Here is a 17,999-nt window from a genome sequence, read left to right as displayed (position 1 = left end):
CCCTGGGGCCCGGCGGACGATTACTGAATCATCAGTCAGTATCGGAAGTGATCTCTCGCCGTGTCAACGTACTGAACGATGGATCAGTAAAAGACGTCCTCGCACCCCCGGGCGGCGGGCGGTGCGGAGGGAGCGGGCCCGGTGACTTCACGATGTACGCGGTGCGGTGCCCCGGGGGCGACTTCGTCGGCCCGTGGTCGAGTACGGTTCCCTCGCGCGGAAGAAGTGCGTGCGCGGTGGGGTTGAGGGATGCAGAACGAGGCCGGTGGACATCCCGCTGTGACAGAGGCGACCCGGCGCTGTCAGAGGCGACGACCATAATGAAAAGCCTGACCGACTCCATCTGGAGGTATCCGTGACCGGTTTCCGTACGTTGAGCTCCGGGCTCCGCACCTTGCGGCCCGCCGCCTTCGGCGCGGATCCGGGTGGTGAGCGTCTGGAGCGCATTCGCCGGTCCCCGAACTTCGCGGACGGTGTCTTCCAGAATCCGGAGCGTGCCCGGACCCGCCCCGACGGCTCGATGCTGGAGTTCGCGAAGGTCTACTTCCGCTCGGAGGAGCGCGTCCACCGCACCCCGACCGGGACGGTACCGGTGCACGCGACGACGCTCGCCGACCTCGCGCGGCCCGCGCCGAGCGGGCTGCGGCTCACCTGGATGGGGCATTCCAGCGTGCTCGCCGAGATCGACGGGCACCGCGTGCTCTTCGACCCCGTCTGGGGCGAGCGCTGCTCCCCCTTCGCCTTCGCCGGACCCAAGCGGCTGCACCCGGTGCCGCTGCCGCTGGCCGCGCTCGGCCCGGTCGACGTGGTCGTCATCTCCCACGACCATTACGACCACCTCGACCTGCCCACCATCAAGGCCCTGGCCGGCACGGACACCCTGTTCGCGGTGCCGCTCGGCGTCGGAGCGCATCTCGAGCACTGGGGCGTCTCGCCCGACCGGCTGCGCGAGCTGGACTGGCAGGAGTCGACGAAGGTCGGCGGCATCACCCTGACCGCCACTCCGGCGCGTCACTTCTGCGGGCGTGGCCTGCGCAACACGCAGCACACCCTCTGGGCCTCCTGGGTCGTCGAGGGCGACGCGCACCGGATCTACCACAGCGGCGACACGGGGTACTTCGACGGCTTCAAGGACATCGGCGCCGAGCACGGCCCGTTCGACGCCACCATGATCCAGATCGGCGCGTACAGCGAGTTCTGGCCCGACATCCACATGACGCCCGAGGAGGGCATGCGGGCCCATCTGGACCTCCAGGGCGGGCAGCCCACCGGTGTGATGCTGCCGATCCACTGGGCCACGTTCAACCTGGCCCCGCACCCGTGGGCGGAGCCGGGTGAGGGGACGATCGCCGCCGCGCGCGCGATGGGCGCGCGCGCCGCGCTGCCCCGCCCCGGCGAGCCCTTCGAGCCGACGGCCGAGACGGTTCCGGCCGAGCCCTGGTGGCGGGGCGTGGCCGCCGCACCGGCCGGTGGCTGGCCCGCCGCCGGGGACGAGCGCACCGATACGCCGGGTGACGTCGGCGAGGGTGCGGCGGAGGGCACCGGAGAGCCGGAGACGGTGCCCGCGGGCTGACATTCGTATCGACGGCGAGGGCCGGGGAGCGCATCGCTCCCCGGCCCTCGCCGTTTGTTTGCGACCGCTTCTGACCAGCTTCGATCGAATCGAGGCGCCAGGGGAACGCGTGTCCGAGGGGGTTATCGGTCGGTCGTACGACGCCTCATACCAGAGCGGGACGTCGGCCGGGGGACTTTGTCAACTGCCCACCGCACATGATGGCTTGGCGACTACTGTCAGTTGCCGTCGGGCGACGCGGGGCCGATTTTTTCGGCTCTCCCGACCGACACCGCGATGGCGCACGCCCGAGTCGCGGACCCGCGGGAGCCCCATGCCCCGACGTACCAGTACGAGGACGCCGATGTCTCACCTTCGCGCACCGGCCGCACGCGCAGACCGTCGTGAGGGCGGCGGGCGGCACGGACGGCCGGTCGCCCACACCGCCCCGTCGCAGCCCGAGACGCATCTGCGGCCCCAGCTGCTGCGCCTCGCGGTGCTGCCGCCGACCGCCGTGGCCCTGAGCGCGTGCGCGGCCGTCCTGTTCATCGTGCGCTCCACCGGAACCCGGCCCGGCCTCGTCCTGTGGGCCGTCCTCGCCGGGGCCGGCGGTGTCGCCCTGGCCGGCATCCTGATCGCCGCCGTCGCGGCCGGCCGCGCCGCCAGGTCCGTACGGGACCGCGTCGGCGCACTGCGGCGCAGCAGCGCCCGCACCGAGAACGAACTGCGCGCCCTCGTCGAAGGACTGCGCCGGGGCGAGAGCCCGCCCGCGCGCAAGACGCGTCGTCAACCCCCCGCGCACGCCGACGACTTCGATCTGCTCGCCGCCGACCTCTCCCGTGCCCACGACGGTGCCGTCGCCGCGGTCGTGCAGGCCGCCCAGCTCTCCAGCCGGACGGGCAGCGAACAGAAGGTCGAGGTCTTCGTCAACCTGGCCCGGCGCCTCCAGTCGCTCGTGCACCGGGAGATCTCGATCCTCGACGAGCTGGAGAACGAGATCGAGGACCCCGACCTGCTCAAAGGCCTCTTCCACGTCGACCACCTGGCCACCCGCATCCGCCGCCACGCCGAGAACCTCGCCGTGCTGGGCGGCGCCGTCTCACGCCGCCAGTGGAGCAACCCGGTCTCCATGACCGAGGTGCTGCGGTCCGCGATCGCCGAGGTCGAGCAGTACTCCCGGGTCAAACTGGTGCCCCCGATCGACGGCACCCTGCGCGGGCACGCGGTCGCCGACGTCATCCATCTGCTGGCCGAACTCGTCGAGAACGCCACGGTGTTCTCGGCCCCGCACACCCAAGTGCTGCTGCGCGCCGACCTCGTCACCTCCGGCCTCGCCGTCGAGGTGGAGGACCGCGGCCTCGGCATGCCCGTGGACGAGCAGAACAAGATGAACGCGCTCCTCACCGACCCCGACCAGGTCAACGTCGCCAGCCTGCTCCAGGACGGCCGGATCGGCCTGTACGTCGTCTCGCAACTGGCCCGGCGGCACGGCATCCACGTCCGCCTCCAGAGCAACATCTACGGCGGCGTCCAGGCCGTGCTCGTCGTCCCGCAGGAGCTGCTCGGCGGCGCCCCGGGCGAGCCGGCGGCGCTGCCGCAGGGACGGCTCGACGCCACGGGAAGGGGACCGCGCCCCGCGCAGACGGACCCGAACCCGCATCCCGCACCGGCGGGTCCGGCCGCGCAGCCCGCACCCGCGGGTGCCCGGGTGGGGGCGCCCGTGCCCCGGCAGGCACAGCGGGAGCACCCGCCTCCGCGCGTCCCGCAGGCCCGGCCCGGAGGTGCCCCCGCACCGCTTCCCGTACGCGGGACCCGGGCGGCGCGGCCCAACCCGGCGGACGCCGTGCCCGGCATCCGCCCGGAGGACCGGCGCGCCGTCGCGGAGAACGTCACCGCGCCGCCCACGCCACGCGTCGGGACCGTGCGCGGCACCATGGGCAAACCCCAACTGCCCAGGCGGCGGGCCCAGGAGCACATCGCGCCCCAACTGCGTGACGGGCCGGCCCCGCGCCAGGATCCCGAGTTCGTCGCCGGCCACGACCCGGGGCTGATGGCCGCCTTCCAGCGGGGCATCGGGCTCGCGGAGGCCGCGCAGGCCGAGGGGGCACGCGGGGAGGAACCACCCGCGGACCGGCCGCACCTGGACCTGGTCGCCACGGACCTGCCGACGCCCCACGCAGCGGGCGCCGCGGGTCCCGGGAACGGCGGCGACCACCACGCAGGCCTCGGCGGCACGGGTCTCGGCAGCGGGGTTCCCGGGAGTGGCGGCGACCGGTACGCGGGTCTCGGCAGCGAGGTTCCCGGGAACGGCGGCGACCGCTACGCCGGCCTCGGCAGCGCGGGTCCCGGTCGTGCGGACCGCGGCAGCGCGGACGCCCACCACAGGGGCCTCGGCAGCGAGGGTCGTGGGGACGGCGGCGACCACCCCGCGGTTCCCGTGAACCCGGGCGCGGAACACGCGAACGTCGGGAACGTGGGCCGCTGGGTCCGGGAGGCCGGTTCCACGGATCTCGGGAACACCGGCGCCGGCCACCCGCAGCTCGGGAACACGGGCGTCGGCCATGCGGACCTCCGGAGCACGGGCGTCGGCCGGGCGGACCTCCGGAGCACCGGCGCCGGCCACCCGCACCACGGAAACGCGGGCACCGGTCATGCGGAGTCCGCGCACACCGGTCATGCGGAGTCCACGAGCATCCGCAGCGGGCTCGCGGAGGAGCCGGCCACGGCACACATGGCCGAAGCGCCCACCGCGCACGGGCCGGCACCGTACGGGACACGACACTCGACGTACGCGCCGGAACCGCACGAGACACAGGGGACACGGCACACCCTGCCGATGCCCGGATCCGACCTCGCTCCCCGGCACGACGGGAGCGCTCCGGCCGGATGACCAGCCCCCTCACCACCACCCCCACCTCCTGCGCTCCCGCAGGCCTTCGTACCCCAAGGAGTCGATCCACCATGGCGAGCGATGCGCCGACCGGCCTCGTGTCCGACCTCGACTGGCTGATGAGCGGACTCGTACAGCGCGTGCCCCACACCATGAGCGCCGTACTGCTGTCCTGCGACGGACTCGTGAAGTCGGTCCACGGTCTCGACCCGGACAGCGCCGACCACATGGCGGCGCTCGCCTCCGGCCTCTACTCCCTCGGCCGCAGCGCGGGTGTCCGCTTCGGGGACGGCGGCGACGTACGACAGGTCGTCGTGGAACTCGACTCGACCCTGCTGTTCGTCTCCACCGCGGGCTCCGGCACCTGTCTCGCCGTGCTCGCCGGACGCGAGGCCGACGCGGCGGTGCTCGGCTACGAGATGGCGATGCTGGTCAAGAGCGTCCGCCCCTACCTGATGACCGCGCCCCGGCAGCACTCCGTCGAACCCCCGGCGATGAGGCCTTGAGCGTGGCCGCGGCCGGGGACGGGCCTTGGCTCGACGACGCGGCCGGACGCCTGGTGCGTCCTTACACGGTCAGCAACGGCCGGACCCGGCCGACGACCGCGCTCGACCTTTTGTCCCAGGTGATGGCCACCGGGGCGACCCCCCTCGGTTACCTCGGCCCCGAGCACACCCAGGCACTGGAACGGTGCCGGGCACCCGTCTCGGTCGCGGAGATCGCCGCCCACCTACGGCTTCCGGCGGTGGTCACCAAGGTGCTGCTGTCCGACCTCGTCGACTGCGGGGCGCTCACCACGAAGCCCCCGGAGTTCCACCACAACCCCACTGACCGGTCTCTTCTGGAGGCAGTGCTCGATGGACTACGACGACAGCTCTGACCCGTTCCCCACCGCGCTGAAGATCTTGGTGGCGGGAGGGTTCGGGGTCGGCAAGACGACCTTCGTCGGAGCGGTGAGCGAGATCGCACCGCTCAGCACGGAGGAGCTGCTCACCACGGTCAGTGCCGCGACCGACAATCTCGACGGCATCGAGAACAAGGTCGAGACGACCGTCGCGATGGACTTCGGGCGCATCACCCTCGACCCGGAACACACGCTCTACCTGTTCGGCACCCCCGGGCAGGAGCGGTTCTGGTTCATGTGGGACGAGCTCTCCGAAGGCGCGCTCGGCGCGGTGATCCTCGCCGACACCCGCCGTCTGGAGGACTCCTTCGCGGCCGTCGACTTCTTCGAGCAGCGTGGTCTCGGATTCATCGTCGCGGTCAACGAGTTCGACGGTTCCTACCGCTACGACCCCGAGGAGGTGCGCGCGGCCATCGACCTCGACCCCGAGATCCCCGTGGTGCGCTGCGACGCCCGGATCTCCAGTTCGGGCGTACAGACCCTGCTCACCCTGGTCCGGCATCTGCTCGCCCACGCCCCCTCCCACGCCCCGAGCCACGGGGCCCACACATGACGCACCCGCCACGTCACGGAGCCCACGCATGACGCCATTCCCGAGCCACGGAGCACGCAGATGAGCTACGACCCGCCGCGTCCGGCCGGTCGTCTGCTGCTGACGCCGGAGGACAAGGACGCACCGGCCCGGGTGCGGCGGCTGCGTCTGCTGGGGCTGGGCACGTACGCGGAACCCGCCTTCGACGCCTTCGCCGACCGCCTCGCGGACGTCGCCGCGGTGCCGTACGCCATGGTCAACTTCATCGACGAACAGCGGCAGTTCTTCGCCGGACTGCACACCCCGGACGGCAACGTGACGGGCGTCGCGCCGACCGTGCCGGACACCGGGGACGGCGTCGCGACGACCACGGGCGCCGCCGAGCCCGGCACGGACCCCGCCGCCGGGCGCTACCGGGGCCGCGACTTCGGCTACTGCCCCCACGTGGTGGTCCGCCGCAAGGCGCTCGTCCTGGAGGACGTCTGCGACTACCCGCGGTTCGCCGGCAACGCGGTCGTCGACGAGATCGGCGTCCGCTCCTACCTCGGAGCCCCGCTCATCGACCGCACCGGCATCGCCCTCGGCACGATCTGCGCCGTCGACGTCGAGCCGCGCCCGTGGGGGAAGGCGGGCCTGGAGACCATCAAGGCGATGGCCGCGGAACTCGTCGAGCAGATCGGACGGCGGGAGGACGGGCGGACCCTGTGACGGTGCTCGGCGTCGCGGCGCGGAGGCGGTCGGGGACACGGCCCACGAAGGACGCGGGTGACGCGCCGCCCGGAAGCGGTCGAATCCCGGCGCCTCGGGGCCCGCAGCGGTCGAATCCCGGCGCTCCGTGGGAGGTTGAGCGTGCCCCCGCCGAGGAACGCTTGCGCCCGGACCTCCTCGACACCGCACGGAAAGGCACGCCATGACCGATCTGCGTCTCGGTGCCCTCGGCTTCGGACTGCGCGGCTCCCTCGCACGCGTCGCCCACCGCCCCGGCCGGGGCTCACGCGTGACCGTCGTCGCCGAGCACGATCCGGCACTGCGGGACCGCGCGGCCGACCGCGTCCCCGGCGTCCGTACCGTCGACGACCACCACAAGGTCGTCGACGACCCCGACGTCGACGCCGTGCTCGTCCTCACCCCGGACCACACCCACGCCGACATCGCCTGCCGGGCGCTGCGTGCCGGAAAGCCCGTCCTGGTCGAGAAGCGCCTGGACATCACGATCGAGCGCTGCGACCTGATCCTGCGCACCGCCTTCGAGACGGGCACCCGCCTGTACGTCGGTCACAACATGCGCCACATGCCGGTGATCCGTCTGATGCGCGACATCGTCGTGCGCGGCGAGATCGGCACGGTCAAGACCGTGTGGGTGCGCCACTTCGTCGGCTACGGAGGGGACTGGTACTTCAAGGACTGGCACGCCGAACGGCGGTGCACCACGGGCCTGTTGCTGCAGAAGGGCGCCCACGACATCGACGTGCTGCACTGGCTGGCCGACGGTTTCACCGAACGGGTGCAGGCGCTCGGCGACCTCATGGTGTACGGCGACAACCCGCACCGCCGGGCGCCGGGGGAGCCCAAGACCGACGACTGGTACACGAAGGACGGTCACTGGCCCGCGCACACCCAGCGCTCCCTGAACCCGGTCATCGACGTCGAGGACGTGTCGCTGGTCAACATGCGTCTCGACAACGGCGTGCTGGCGGCCTACCAGCAGTGCCACTTCACCCCCGACTACTGGCGCAACTACACCGTCATCGGCGACGCCGGGCGTCTGGAGAACTTCGGGGACGGCCCAGGCGCCGTGGTGAAGGTCTGGAACAGCATGCGCTCCGGACAGCGGGACCGGGCCGACGCCGAGTACCCCGTGCCCGCGGTGGACGAGGACGCCGAGCACGGTGGCGCGGACCCCCTGCTGATCGACGAGTTCCTGCGCTTCGTCCGCGACGGAGGGCGTACCGACACCTCCCCGGTCGCCGCGCGCATGGCGGTGGCGGCGGGATTTCGTGCCACGCAGTCGCTGCGGGACGGCGGCACCCCGCTCGACGTGCCCCCGCTCGACCCGGAACTGGTCGCCTACTTCGAGCGGGGACAGGTCCGCGCGGAGGCGTGAAGGAAAGCTGGGGCCGCGCTTAAGAAAACCTCGATGGACCCGGAGCACCTGCGTACGGCAGATTTCTCGGGGAATTCACCCCTCTCCCCGGACCGGGCTCCTTCGGCGTGCCCTGCCCCGGGAATCTCACCCACAGGAGCCGTCGCGTGAAGGCGCTGGTCAAGGAGAAGGCGGAGCCCGGACTCTGGCTCACGGACGTCCCGGAGCCGCAGGCCGGCCCCGGAGACGTACTGATCAAGGTCATCAGGACCGGTATCTGCGGCACCGACCTGCACATCCGCAACTGGGACGGCTGGGCGCAGCAGGCCATCAGCACGCCCCTGGTGCTCGGCCACGAGTTCGTCGGCGAGGTTGTCGAGACCGGTCGTGACGTCGCCGACATCAAGGTCGGCGACCGGGTCAGCGGCGAGGGCCACCTGGTCTGCGGCAAGTGCCGCAACTGTCTGGCCGGACGCCGTCACCTCTGCCGGGCCACGGTCGGCCTCGGCGTCGGCCGCGACGGGGCGTTCGCCGAGTACGTCGTCCTGCCCGCGTCCAACGTCTGGGTGCACCGCGTCCCCGTCGACCTCGACGTCGCCGCGATCTTCGACCCCTTCGGCAACGCCGTGCACACGGCGCTGTCCTTCCCGCTGGTCGGCGAGGACGTCCTGATCACCGGCGCCGGCCCGATCGGTCTGATGGCCGCCGCCGTGGCCCGCCACGCGGGAGCCCGCAACGTCGTGATCACCGACGTCAGCGAGGAGCGCCTGGAACTCGCCCGCAAGATCGGTGTGAGCCTGGCCCTCGACGTCTCGGAGGCGACGATCGCCGACGGTCAGCGCGAACTGGGTCTGCGCGAGGGCTTCGACATCGGCCTGGAGATGTCCGGCCGCCCCGAGGCGATGCGCGACATGATCGCCAACATGACGCACGGCGGCCGGATCGCCATGCTCGGCCTGCCGTCCCAGGAGTTCCCGGTCGACTGGTCCCGGATCGTCACCTCCATGATCACGATCAAGGGCATCTACGGCCGCGAGATGTTCGAGACCTGGTACGCCATGTCGGTCCTCCTCGAAGGCGGACTCGACCTCGCCCCCGTGATCACCGGCCGCTACGGCTTCCGCGACTACGAGGCGGCCTTCGCCGACGCGGCGAGCGGCCGCGGCGGCAAGGTCATCCTCGACTGGACCGCTTGATCTCCGGCTCGGTTCGCCTCCGGGGCGCGCGAGCCTGTGCCGGGAGCCCGGCCGTGCCCGGCCCTTCGGGCCTCCGCGCGCTCGCCCTCCCGACACAGGTGCGCCCCTCCGGCCCGCTCGCCCCCTGCACCTGCGCCCCCTGCACTTGATGGAGCCCCTTATGTTCGACTCCGTACGCGACGATCTCCGCGCCACCCTCGACGAGATCCGCGCCGCGGGCCTGCACAAGCCCGAGCGGGTCATCGGCAGCCCGCAGTCCGCGACGGTGAACGTCACCGCGGGCGGCCGCCCCGGCGAGGTCCTCAACTTCTGCGCCAACAACTACCTCGGCCTCGCCGACCACCCCGACGTCGTCGCGGCCGCCCACGAGGCGCTCGACCGCTGGGGCTACGGCATGGCCTCCGTGCGGTTCATCTGCGGCACGCAGGAGGTGCACAAGGAGCTGGAGGCGCGGCTGTCCGCGTTCCTCGGCCAGGAGGACACGATCCTCTACTCCTCCTGCTTCGACGCCAACGGCGGCGTCTTCGAGACCCTGCTCGGTGCCGAGGACGCGGTCATCTCCGACGCCCTCAACCACGCCTCGATCATCGACGGCATCCGGCTGTCCAAGGCACGCCGCTTCCGGTACGCGAACCGTGACATGGCCGACCTGGAGGCCCAGCTCAAGGCGGCCTCGGACGCCCGCCGCCGGCTGATCGTCACCGACGGCGTGTTCTCGATGGACGGCTATGTCGCGCCGCTGCAGGAGATCTGCGACCTCGCCGACCGCTACGACGCCATGGTCATGGTCGACGACTCGCACGCCGTCGGCTTCGTCGGCCCCGGCGGACGCGGCACGCCCGAGCTGCACGGCGTCATGGACCGCGTCGACATCATCACGGGCACCCTCGGCAAGGCGCTCGGCGGCGCCTCCGGCGGTTACGTGGCCGCCCGCGCCGAGATCGTCGCGCTGCTGCGCCAGCGTTCGCGCCCGTACCTCTTCTCGAACACGCTCGCCCCGGTGATCGCGGCGGCCTCGCTCAAGGTGCTCGACCTGCTGGAGTCCGCCGACGACCTGCGGATCAGGCTCGCCGAGAACACCGCGCTGTTCCGTTCCCGGATGACCGAGGAGGGCTTCGACGTCCTTCCCGGCGACCACGCGATCGCCCCCGTCATGATCGGGGACGCGGCCGTCGCCGGGCGCATGGCGGAGCTCCTGCTGGAGCGGGGTGTCTACGTGATCGGCTTCTCGTACCCGGTCGTTCCGCAGGGCCAGGCCCGCATCCGGGTGCAGCTGTCGGCCGCGCACTCGACCGAGGACGTGAACCGCGCGGTGGACGCCTTCGTGGCGGCCCGCGCGGAACTCGACGGCTGAGGAACCCCCGCGACCTGAGAGAATCGGTCGCATGATCGAAGCGCGGCGGCTCCACATCCTCCGTGCGGTGGCCGACCACCGCACGGTCACGGCGGCTGCCGCCGCGCTCTACCTCACGCCCTCGGCGGTCTCGCAGCAGCTGACCGCGCTGGAGCAGGAGACGGGCCACCGCCTCGTCGAGCGCGGCGCGAAGGGCGTGAGGCTGACGCCGGCCGGTGAGATCCTGCTCGGCCACACCAACGCGGTGCTGGCCCAACTGGAGCGCGCGGAGGCCGAGTTGGCCGCGTACGGCGCGGGTTCGGCGGGCACGGTGACCATCGCGTCCTTCGCGACCGGCATAGGCCTGGTGGTGGCGCCCGCACTGGCGCGCCTGTCCGGCACGGCCCCCGGGATCCATGTCCGGGTGCAGGACGCCGAGGGCGACGCCAGCCTGCCGATGGTGCTCGACCGGCAGATCGACATCGCGGTCGCCGTCGAGTACCGGGGCGCCCCCGACGCCGACGACCCCCGCCTGACCCACGTCCCGCTCTACGCGGAGCCCTTCGACGCGGTCGTCCCGGTCGCCCACCGCTTCGCCGACGCCGACGAGGTGCCGCTCGCCGAGCTGGCCAAGGACCCGTGGATCGGCCCCTACCCGGGCAACCCCTGTCATGACGTCGTCGTCCTGGCCTGCGAGAACGCCGGTTTCCAGCCCCGTCTCGAACACTCCTCCGACGACTTCCGTGCCGTCGTCGCGCTGGCCTCGGCCGACGCGGGTGTCGCACTCGTGCCTCGCTCGGCGCTGCGCGGCATGGACCTCACGGGCGTGGTCGTGCGCCCTGTCGACGGCGTCGCGCCCACCCGCCGTGTCTTCGCGGCCGTACGCCGCGGGGCGGAGGGGCATCCGCTGATCCGGCCGGTCCTGGACGCGCTCACCGAGGCCGCGACCGCGGAGTGAGAAAGCCGCCGTCCCGGATATGGGATAGCATCCCGAACGAGGGACGCGAGAGGGAGGCGCCATGGGCGACGAGGTCGATGTCCGGCTCGGTGCCCGGCTGGCCGAGCTGAGGGCCGAGCGCGGCTGGTCCCTGGGCGAGCTGGCGGAGCGCAGCGGAGTGAGCCGGTCCACTCTGTCCCGCACCGAACGCGCCGAGATCAGCCCCACCGCGTCGCAGCTCAACCGCCTGTGCGCGGTCTACGGACGCACCATGTCGCAGCTGCTCAGCGAGATCGAGCCGGAACCCGCCCTCCTGGTACGGGCGGCCGACCAGGCGATCTGGGAGGACACGTCCTCGGGCTTCGTACGACGGTCGGTGTCGCCGCCGCACGCCGGGCTGCGCGGCGAACTCGTCGAGGGACGGCTCGCGGCGGGTGCGGCCATCGACTACGACAGGCCCCCCGTACCCGGCCTGGAGCAGCACATCTGGGTCCTCGACGGAACCCTCGAGGTGACCTCTCAGGACGTCGTTCAGCGGCTCGGCGCCGGGGACTGCCTCCGGCTGCGGGTGTGGGGGCCGACACGCTTTCGCTGCCCCGGCCCCGAGGCCGTGCGATACGCCCTGGTGGTGGTGCTGCCGTGACCGCCGTCGCCCGCCTGGACGCCTCCGAAGTCCTCGCCTGCGCGGGAGAGCTGGCCGACCTCCTCACCGACACCGTGCTCGGGGGAGCCTCCGTCGGCTTCCTCGCGCCGCTGGACCGGGCGACAGCCGTCGCCTGGTGGGAGGAGCGCGCCGCCGCGGTGTCGGCGGGCCGGCTCGCCGTATGGGTGGCCCGCGACGCCGGCCGGCTGCTCGGCACCGTCGGGCTCGCCTTCCCGGACAAGCCCAACAGCCGCCACCGCGCCGAACTCGTGAAGCTGATGGTCCACCGCGACGGCCGGGGACAGGGCGTCGGCCGCACGCTCCTGACCGCCGCCGAGGACGCCGCCGCCCGTGCCGGGGTCACCCTCCTGCACCTGGACACGGAGACCGACAGTCCCGCCGAGTTCCTCTACCGCTCCGCGGGCTGGACCCGGATCGGCGCGATCCCCGACTACGCGGCGGCCCCGTCCGGAGAGCTGCGCGGGACGACGATCTACTACAAGCAGGTGGCGGCGGCGGCACCCGCACCGGCCCTTCGACCTCGTATCCAGGCGTGATTGTCAGTGCCTTTGGCTACGGTGCGTCCCATGCCGGAAGCCGAAGACGTACGCCGTGTCGCCCTCTCCCTGCCCGACACGACGGAGAAGACCGCGTGGAGCATGCCCACGTTCAGGGTCGCGGGCAAGATGTTCGCCACGCTCCCGGAGGACGAGACCTCCATCGCGGTGCGCTGCCCGAAGGAGGAGCGCGACGAACTCGTCCTGGCCGAGCCCGGCAAGTTCTGGATCGCCGACCACGAGGCGGGCTTCGCCTGGGTGCGGGTCCGCCTCGCCGCCCTGGAGGACGACGACGAACTGCGTGACATCCTCGCCGACTCCTGGCGCCAGGCGGCACCGCCCCGGCTGATCGACGCCCACCCGGAGCTGGGCCTCCCGTCCGCCGACTGAAACGGCTCCGGCGACGTCCCTGCCCCGTGGCATGATCCGGAAGCGTGAGCCGAGCGCACGGCGCCCGGTTCCGCGGGGGACGGGTGGGGTATGGGCAGTCAGGGGAGGGGAACGAACGGGATGGCCGGGACGTCATCGGGCGGGACATCACAGGGCGACGCACCGGGCGACGAAGGACGGGACGCACCGTCGGACCGCGGGGGCGAGGCACGACCCGGAGAACGGAGGCGTCGCGCCATCGCCCCCGCGGGCGCGCCATCGCCCGTCTGGTCGCGGGACTTCGCCCTCTTCTTCGTCGCACGCGCCCTCGCCCGGCTCGGCGACACCATGCTCCCGGTGGCGCTGGCCGCCGGGCTGCTGCGGTACGGATACGGGGTCGGCGCGGTCGGCCTGGCCATGGCCGCGTCGGCAGCCTCGTTCGCCGGCCTGGTGATCTTCGGCGGGGTCATCGCCGACCGGTTCAGCACGCGCAAGCTCATGATCGGCGCCGATCTGGTGCGGCTGGTCACCCAGTCCCTCGCCGCCGCGCTGTTCTTCGCCGGCTACGTGGTGCTCTGGCAGATCTGTGTGATCGGCGCGGTCAACGGCGTGGCCGGCGCGGTGTTCCAGCCCGGCGTCGCCAGTACGGTGCCGCGCCTCGCCACCGACGTCCAGGGGGCCAACGGCGCCATACGGATCGCCGAGTCCGCCGCGCAGCTCGCCGGCCCCGCGCTGGCGGGCCTGCTGGTCGCGTTCTCCTCCGCCGGCGGGGTCTTCGCCGCCCACGCGGCGACCTACGCGCTCAGTGCCCTGTGCCTGCTCCTGCTCCGGCTGCCCCCGGCCGCCCCCGGAAGCCGGTCCCACAGCGGCAGCTTCAGGGCCGATCTCGCCGAGGGCTGGCGGGAGTTCAGATCCCGCACCTGGCTCTGGGGCGTCATCGTCATCTGGTGCGTCTACATGATCTCCATCTGGGGGCCGACCGTCCCCCTGGTGGCCACCGAGGTGGTGCAGGAGCACGGCCCGCGCGCCTACGGCCTGGTCAACTCGGCCCTCGGCGCCGGCACCGTCATCGGCGGACTGATCGCGCTGCGGTTGCGCCCCCGCCGCATGCTGCGGGCCGGAGCCTTCGCCCTCTTCGCCTTCGCCTTCTTCCCGGCGACCGTCGGATGGGGACTCGGCGTGGCGGCCATGTCGGCCGGCGCGGTCGTGGCCGGCGCGGGCATGTCGCTGTGGGGCGTGATGTGGGCGACGAGCGTGCAGACACAGGTGGCGCCCGACGTCCTCAACCGCATCCACGCGTACGACGTCGCGGGCTCGTTGGCCATGATGCCCGTCGGTCAGGCGCTGGCCGGACCGGCCGCCGCGGCGCTCGGCGCCGACCACGTGCTGCTCATCGCCGGCGTCATGACCCTCGTCGTCTCGACCGCCCTGCTGGCGGTGCCCGCGATCCGCAACCTGGTCCGTGTCGACGGCCCCCCGCCGTTGCCCCGCCCGCCCGCCGCGACGGAACCCGTGTCCGCCGCGGCCGCCCGGCGGGAGGACCGCCCGGCCGTGTGAACCGCCCGGCGCGCGGCTCACCCGTCGACCCGGGCCGCCGGGCGCCCGGTCATCCGTGGACCCGGGCTCCCAGGAAGGCGCCGATCCGCTCCCGCAGGGACGCCGGGTCCAGACCGTGGGCGGCGACATGCTCCTCGACCGTCCCGTACCGGCGCAGCTCGCGACGGCCCACGCCGAGGCCCAGGACCCGGTGCGGCACGTCGGCGAGCGCGTCGGCCGCCTCCTTCGTGGACGTGCCCGCCAGATACGGCTCGACGAGAACCACATCGGTGCCGGCGGTCTCCGTGGCCCGCCGCAGCGCCGCCGCGTCGAAGGGCCGGACGGTGGTCGCGTACAGCAAGGTCACGTCGAGCCCCTCCGTGGCGGCCAGCGCGGCGTCGAGCATCGGACCGACCGCGACGACCACGCCCGCGTGCCCCTCGCGTACGGTGCGGAAGCGCGCCCCGTCGACGGGCAGCCCCTGCGCGTTCGACTGCACGGACAGGCGGACGTACACCTTGTCGTCCCCGGCCGCCACCGCGTGGCGCAGCAGCGTCTCGGCCTCGTCGGGATGCCCCGGGACGTGCACCGTCCAGCCGTCCAGTGTGTCGAGGAGGGCCACGTCGCCGGGCGACATGTGGGTGAAGCCGCCCGCCGGCCAGTCGAAGGACGCGGCGGCACTGACGAGCACCGCACCCGCGTCCTGGTGCCCGAGGTCCAGTTTGACCTGCTCGAAGGGCCGTTCCACGAGGAAGCTGGCGAAGGTGTGCAGGACGGGACGCAGCCCGCTCAGCGCGAGGCCCGCGCCCGTGCCGATCAGCAACTGCTCGCGGATGCCCACGTTGACGACCCGGTCGGGATGCCTGCTCCGGGCCTCCGCGAAGCCGTCCTTGCCGATCTCGGCCAGCACGACCGCGACACGGGGGTCCTCGTCGAGCAGCCGCGAGACGACAGGGGCGAAACGGTCACGCATGGTGTCCATGGGATGTGTGTCCTTCCGTCGGCTCAGGCCGACTTCGGTTCGACCTGGGCGACGACCACGCGCGGACGTCCGGGATGGGGGGCCGTGAAGGCGGCGTACAGGGCTTCGTGGTCGCGGCCGTCCACCGTCGCGGCGGACCAGCCGGCCGCCTCGAACCGGGCCGCGATGCCGCCGGGGCGGGCGTGACTGGCGGAGGAGTTGTCGACGACCACGGTGTGGAGCCGTTCCAGACCGGCCGGACCGGCGAAGGCGATCGCCTCGTGATTGCTTCCCTCGTCCAGTTCCGCGTCGCCGATCAGCACCCATACACGGGGCTCGTCCAGTCCCTGCGCGCGCAGCCCCAGAGCCGTTCCGACGCCGATCGGCAGTCCGTGCCCGAGGGACCCGCTGCCGATCTCGGCGCCCGGTACGAGGACACGGTCGGGGTGGTGGCCCAGCGGCGACGCGTAGGAGCCGAACCCGGGCAGCCACGACTCGGGCACGAACCCCTTGGCCGCGAGCACGGCGTAGTACGCCATGGGTCCGTGTCCCTTGGAGAGCAGGAACCGGTCCCGCTCCGGATCGTCCACGCGGTCGGGCGCGACCCGCAGCACCCGGTCGTACAGCACCCACAGGGCGTCCATGGTCGACGTCGCCGCGGGTCCGTGCTTCTCGTCGCCGGTCATCAGCCCCATCAGACGGGGCAGGTCCGTGTACGCGTACCGCTGCGTCGCTGTGATCGTCATGCCGACGATCGTGCAACCTCAACCAAACTTCAGGTCAACCCGCACTCGTCCCGGGCGTGGACCCGCATAAACGGGTGCGCGACCACAGGCACGAGTGCGGTATTGTTTCCGTGCACGTTCAGCCCGGGGAAACCCCAGGTCAGACGGGCACCGGGACGTGGCGCAGCTTGGTAGCGCACTTGACTGGGGGTCAAGGGGTCGCAGGTTCAAATCCTGTCGTCCCGACGGTGCGAAGGGTCTTCGCGGGCAAGAGCCCGCGGGGCCCTTTTCGCGTTTCCCCGCGACGGCGACGGCGACGGCGACGGCTGACGGGCGACGGGCGAGGGGCGAGGGCGTGAGCCGGCCGGGGGCCCCGGCCGAACTCGTGGCGCGGGCGGACGCCTCCGGTCAGTCGGCGCGGCGGGTGAAGCGCGCGGCGATGGTGACGCGGGTCAGCGGCCCGAGCATGCCGGCCTGGTTCCAGGACATGCCGAAGTCGCCGCGGTCCACCGGGAGTTCGGCGGTGAGGGTGACCGCGTCGGTGGAGATCTCGGAGGCCGTGGCGGTGAAGGACAGCGCACGGGTCACGCCCACCACGGTCAGGTCGCCGGTGACGTGAACGGTCGCGTCGTCGGACGGCGTGACCTCCGTGGCGGTGAAGACGAGTGAGGGGTGCGTCTCCACGTCGAAGAAGTCCGCGGAACGCAGGTGCTTGTCGCGCTTGGCGTTCCTGGTGTCCAGGGACGCGGCGCCGATGGTCACGCTGCCGTGCGCGCCGCCCCCGGCGAGGACCTCGCCGTCCCCGCCGACCTCGGTGAACACCCCCTTGACGTTCAACAGGCCCCAGAACGTGCGGTGCTGGAACCCGACGGTGGTGCCTGCCGGGTCGAGGGTCCAGTGACCCGCCGAGACGTCCGGGAGCGCGCCGGGCCGGGACGAGGGGGTGGTGTGGGACATGGTCGTCCGTGCCTTTCGTGTGTGGTCCGGTGCCCTGGCGGCGCCGGAGCCGATGCAGGGGGCGGGAGGGCCCGGGCCCGGGTGGCCGCGGTCGGGTGCCCGTACCAATCGGTTGAATGATGAATACATCGCCAGCTACTACTACGCCAGCTATTAGGTAGCTGGCGAGATAATAGATGGGCGGGGTATTCTCGGCAAGTGGGTGAGGACTCGGGATCGGACTACGGGAGCCAGCGCATGGGGGAGTCCCAGCAGCCGAAGGAGCGGGCCGGGTGTCCCGGCGCGGCGGAGCAGTGTCCGAGCGCCGAGGAGACCGACCTGCTGCAGCGGTGGAACGGCCTGGCGACGGGGTTCCGTGAGCTCACGGACGAACTGATCGCCGAGGCTCAGCGCGAGGTGGGGCTGCCGCCCTCGTCCCTCGAAGTGCTCTGCTTCCTGGTCGCGTCGCCGGACCGGGCCGCTCCGATGCGGCTGCTGTCCCAGACGCTCGGCTTCTCCACCGCGGGGACGACCGGGGTGGTCGACCGGCTGGCCGACGCCGGTCTCGTCGAGCGCCGCCCGTCCCGTTCGGACCGCAGGGTGACCTATGCCGTGCTGACTCCGCTCGGCCGGGAGACGGCCACGACCGCGGCGAAGGTGTTCGCCGACGCGGTGCGGCGTCGTGTCGTGGAACCCCTGGGGGAGGAGGGCTTCGCCTCCTTCGCCCGCGCCTTCGTCACGCTGGGCATCGTGGACGCGCCCTGCGAGGAGTCGACGGAGCCCTGCTGACGGCTGTTCCGGCGGCGCCCGCCGCTCCCCGCCGCGCGGTCGTCAGCCGCCCGCCG

18 protein-coding genes and 1 tRNA gene are annotated in these 17,999 nt (G+C 72.5%); 16 read left to right on the top strand and 3 right to left on the bottom strand.

Features of this window, described 5'->3' with window-relative positions:
* Positions 1-355: 355 nt before the first annotated feature.
* The 14 genes from ACZ4IF_RS07270 to ACZ4IF_RS07205 all read left to right on the top strand — a co-directional run bounded on the left by ACZ4IF_RS07270 (position 356) and on the right by ACZ4IF_RS07205 (position 14,553).
* Positions 356-1,573: an MBL fold metallo-hydrolase gene (locus ACZ4IF_RS07270; protein WP_467560379.1), complete on the top strand. Its 1,218-nt coding sequence runs from the start codon at positions 356-358 to the stop codon at positions 1,571-1,573.
* Positions 1,574-1,916: 343 nt separating this feature from the next.
* Positions 1,917-4,442, top strand: a complete 2,526-nt coding sequence (locus ACZ4IF_RS07265) for an ATP-binding protein (protein ID WP_467560377.1) — start codon at positions 1,917-1,919, stop codon at positions 4,440-4,442.
* 71 nt (positions 4,443-4,513) lie between these two features.
* Entirely contained in the window at positions 4,514-4,948 is a 435-nt protein-coding gene (locus tag ACZ4IF_RS07260; protein ID WP_467560375.1) for a roadblock/LC7 domain-containing protein, read from the top strand.
* Positions 4,949-4,950: 2 nt separating this feature from the next.
* Positions 4,951-5,322: a DUF742 domain-containing protein gene (locus tag ACZ4IF_RS07255; protein WP_028798869.1), complete on the top strand. Its 372-nt coding sequence runs from the start codon at positions 4,951-4,953 to the stop codon at positions 5,320-5,322.
* Entirely contained in the window at positions 5,300-5,899 is a 600-nt protein-coding gene (locus ACZ4IF_RS07250; RefSeq protein ID WP_345656621.1) for a GTP-binding protein, read from the top strand. The genes ACZ4IF_RS07255 and ACZ4IF_RS07250 overlap by 23 nt, the downstream gene beginning before the upstream one ends.
* Positions 5,900-5,959: 60 nt before the next feature.
* Positions 5,960-6,586 (top strand): GAF domain-containing protein, encoded by a 627-nt coding sequence (locus ACZ4IF_RS07245; protein WP_467560373.1) that lies wholly within the window; start codon positions 5,960-5,962, stop codon positions 6,584-6,586.
* A gap of 202 nt (positions 6,587-6,788) precedes the next feature.
* Positions 6,789-7,982 carry a Gfo/Idh/MocA family protein gene (locus tag ACZ4IF_RS07240; RefSeq protein ID WP_467560371.1) on the top strand — a complete coding sequence of 398 codons (1,194 nt, stop codon included), beginning with the start codon at positions 6,789-6,791 and terminating at the stop codon, positions 7,980-7,982.
* Between the two features lie 146 nt (positions 7,983-8,128).
* A complete protein-coding gene (gene tdh / locus ACZ4IF_RS07235) occupies positions 8,129-9,157 on the top strand; it encodes an L-threonine 3-dehydrogenase (protein WP_467560369.1) in 1,029 nt (342 codons plus the stop codon).
* Between the two features lie 160 nt (positions 9,158-9,317).
* Positions 9,318-10,511 carry a glycine C-acetyltransferase gene (locus ACZ4IF_RS07230; protein ID WP_095937904.1) on the top strand — a complete coding sequence of 398 codons (1,194 nt, stop codon included), beginning with the start codon at positions 9,318-9,320 and terminating at the stop codon, positions 10,509-10,511.
* Between the two features lie 31 nt (positions 10,512-10,542).
* Complete coding sequence (locus tag ACZ4IF_RS07225; RefSeq protein ID WP_467560367.1) at positions 10,543-11,448, top strand: LysR family transcriptional regulator; 906 nt, start codon at positions 10,543-10,545, stop codon at positions 11,446-11,448.
* A 61-nt stretch (positions 11,449-11,509) separates the two neighbouring features.
* The gene (locus ACZ4IF_RS07220) at positions 11,510-12,070 is read left to right on the top strand and encodes a helix-turn-helix domain-containing protein (protein WP_467560365.1); all 561 of its coding nucleotides are present in this window, start codon (positions 11,510-11,512) and stop codon (positions 12,068-12,070) included.
* Positions 12,067-12,627, top strand: a complete 561-nt coding sequence (locus ACZ4IF_RS07215) for a GNAT family N-acetyltransferase (protein WP_467560363.1) — start codon at positions 12,067-12,069, stop codon at positions 12,625-12,627. The genes ACZ4IF_RS07220 and ACZ4IF_RS07215 overlap by 4 nt, the downstream gene beginning before the upstream one ends.
* A gap of 30 nt (positions 12,628-12,657) precedes the next feature.
* Positions 12,658-13,017 carry an MmcQ/YjbR family DNA-binding protein gene (locus tag ACZ4IF_RS07210; protein ID WP_467560361.1) on the top strand — a complete coding sequence of 120 codons (360 nt, stop codon included), beginning with the start codon at positions 12,658-12,660 and terminating at the stop codon, positions 13,015-13,017.
* Between the two features lie 120 nt (positions 13,018-13,137).
* Positions 13,138-14,553: an MFS transporter gene (locus ACZ4IF_RS07205; protein WP_467560359.1), complete on the top strand. Its 1,416-nt coding sequence runs from the start codon at positions 13,138-13,140 to the stop codon at positions 14,551-14,553.
* 49 nt (positions 14,554-14,602) lie between these two features.
* Here the strand turns inward: ACZ4IF_RS07205 and ACZ4IF_RS07200 are convergent, their stop codons facing one another.
* Entirely contained in the window at positions 14,603-15,514 is a 912-nt protein-coding gene (locus ACZ4IF_RS07200) for a transketolase family protein (RefSeq protein ID WP_467560357.1), read from the bottom strand.
* Between the two features lie 23 nt (positions 15,515-15,537).
* The gene (locus tag ACZ4IF_RS07195) at positions 15,538-16,239 is read right to left on the bottom strand and encodes a transketolase (protein ID WP_467560355.1); all 702 of its coding nucleotides are present in this window, start codon (positions 16,237-16,239) and stop codon (positions 15,538-15,540) included.
* Positions 16,240-16,390: 151 nt separating this feature from the next.
* On the opposite strand from ACZ4IF_RS07195, the gene ACZ4IF_RS07190 reads away from it, so the two are divergent.
* Positions 16,391-16,464 (top strand) — tRNA-Pro (locus tag ACZ4IF_RS07190).
* Between the two features lie 162 nt (positions 16,465-16,626).
* Here the strand turns inward: ACZ4IF_RS07190 and ACZ4IF_RS07185 are convergent.
* Positions 16,627-17,175: a YceI family protein gene (locus tag ACZ4IF_RS07185; protein WP_467560353.1), complete on the bottom strand. Its 549-nt coding sequence runs from the start codon at positions 17,173-17,175 to the stop codon at positions 16,627-16,629.
* 198 nt (positions 17,176-17,373) lie between these two features.
* Here ACZ4IF_RS07185 and ACZ4IF_RS07180 point away from each other — a divergent pair, with 198 nt between their 5' ends.
* Complete coding sequence (locus tag ACZ4IF_RS07180) at positions 17,374-17,943, top strand: MarR family winged helix-turn-helix transcriptional regulator (protein ID WP_467560351.1); 570 nt, start codon at positions 17,374-17,376, stop codon at positions 17,941-17,943.
* Positions 17,944-17,999: the final 56 nt, after the last annotated feature.

The sequence above is a fragment of the Streptomyces sp. NPDC025784 genome (assembly GCF_055558435.1).
Note: the sequence above shows the minus strand (reverse complement) of the source record. Positions and strands in the feature narration are given on the sequence as shown.

Coding starts and splice junctions, on each gene's coding strand:
- ACZ4IF_RS07265 (WP_467560377.1), top strand. CDS start 1,917: ATGTCTCACCTTCGCGCACCGGCCGCACGCGCAGACCGTCGTGAGGGC.
- ACZ4IF_RS07260 (WP_467560375.1), top strand. CDS start 4,514: ATGGCGAGCGATGCGCCGACCGGCCTCGTGTCCGACCTCGACTGGCTG.
- ACZ4IF_RS07250 (WP_345656621.1), top strand. CDS start 5,300: ATGGACTACGACGACAGCTCTGACCCGTTCCCCACCGCGCTGAAGATC.
- ACZ4IF_RS07245 (WP_467560373.1), top strand. CDS start 5,960: ATGAGCTACGACCCGCCGCGTCCGGCCGGTCGTCTGCTGCTGACGCCG.
- ACZ4IF_RS07240 (WP_467560371.1), top strand. CDS start 6,789: ATGACCGATCTGCGTCTCGGTGCCCTCGGCTTCGGACTGCGCGGCTCC.
- ACZ4IF_RS07230 (WP_095937904.1), top strand. CDS start 9,318: ATGTTCGACTCCGTACGCGACGATCTCCGCGCCACCCTCGACGAGATC.
- ACZ4IF_RS07225 (WP_467560367.1), top strand. CDS start 10,543: ATGATCGAAGCGCGGCGGCTCCACATCCTCCGTGCGGTGGCCGACCAC.
- ACZ4IF_RS07220 (WP_467560365.1), top strand. CDS start 11,510: ATGGGCGACGAGGTCGATGTCCGGCTCGGTGCCCGGCTGGCCGAGCTG.
- ACZ4IF_RS07210 (WP_467560361.1), top strand. CDS start 12,658: ATGCCGGAAGCCGAAGACGTACGCCGTGTCGCCCTCTCCCTGCCCGAC.
- ACZ4IF_RS07205 (WP_467560359.1), top strand. CDS start 13,138: ATGGCCGGGACGTCATCGGGCGGGACATCACAGGGCGACGCACCGGGC.
- ACZ4IF_RS07200 (WP_467560357.1), bottom strand. CDS start 15,514: ATGGACACCATGCGTGACCGTTTCGCCCCTGTCGTCTCGCGGCTGCTC.
- ACZ4IF_RS07195 (WP_467560355.1), bottom strand. CDS start 16,239: ATGACGATCACAGCGACGCAGCGGTACGCGTACACGGACCTGCCCCGT.
- ACZ4IF_RS07185 (WP_467560353.1), bottom strand. CDS start 17,175: ATGTCCCACACCACCCCCTCGTCCCGGCCCGGCGCGCTCCCGGACGTC.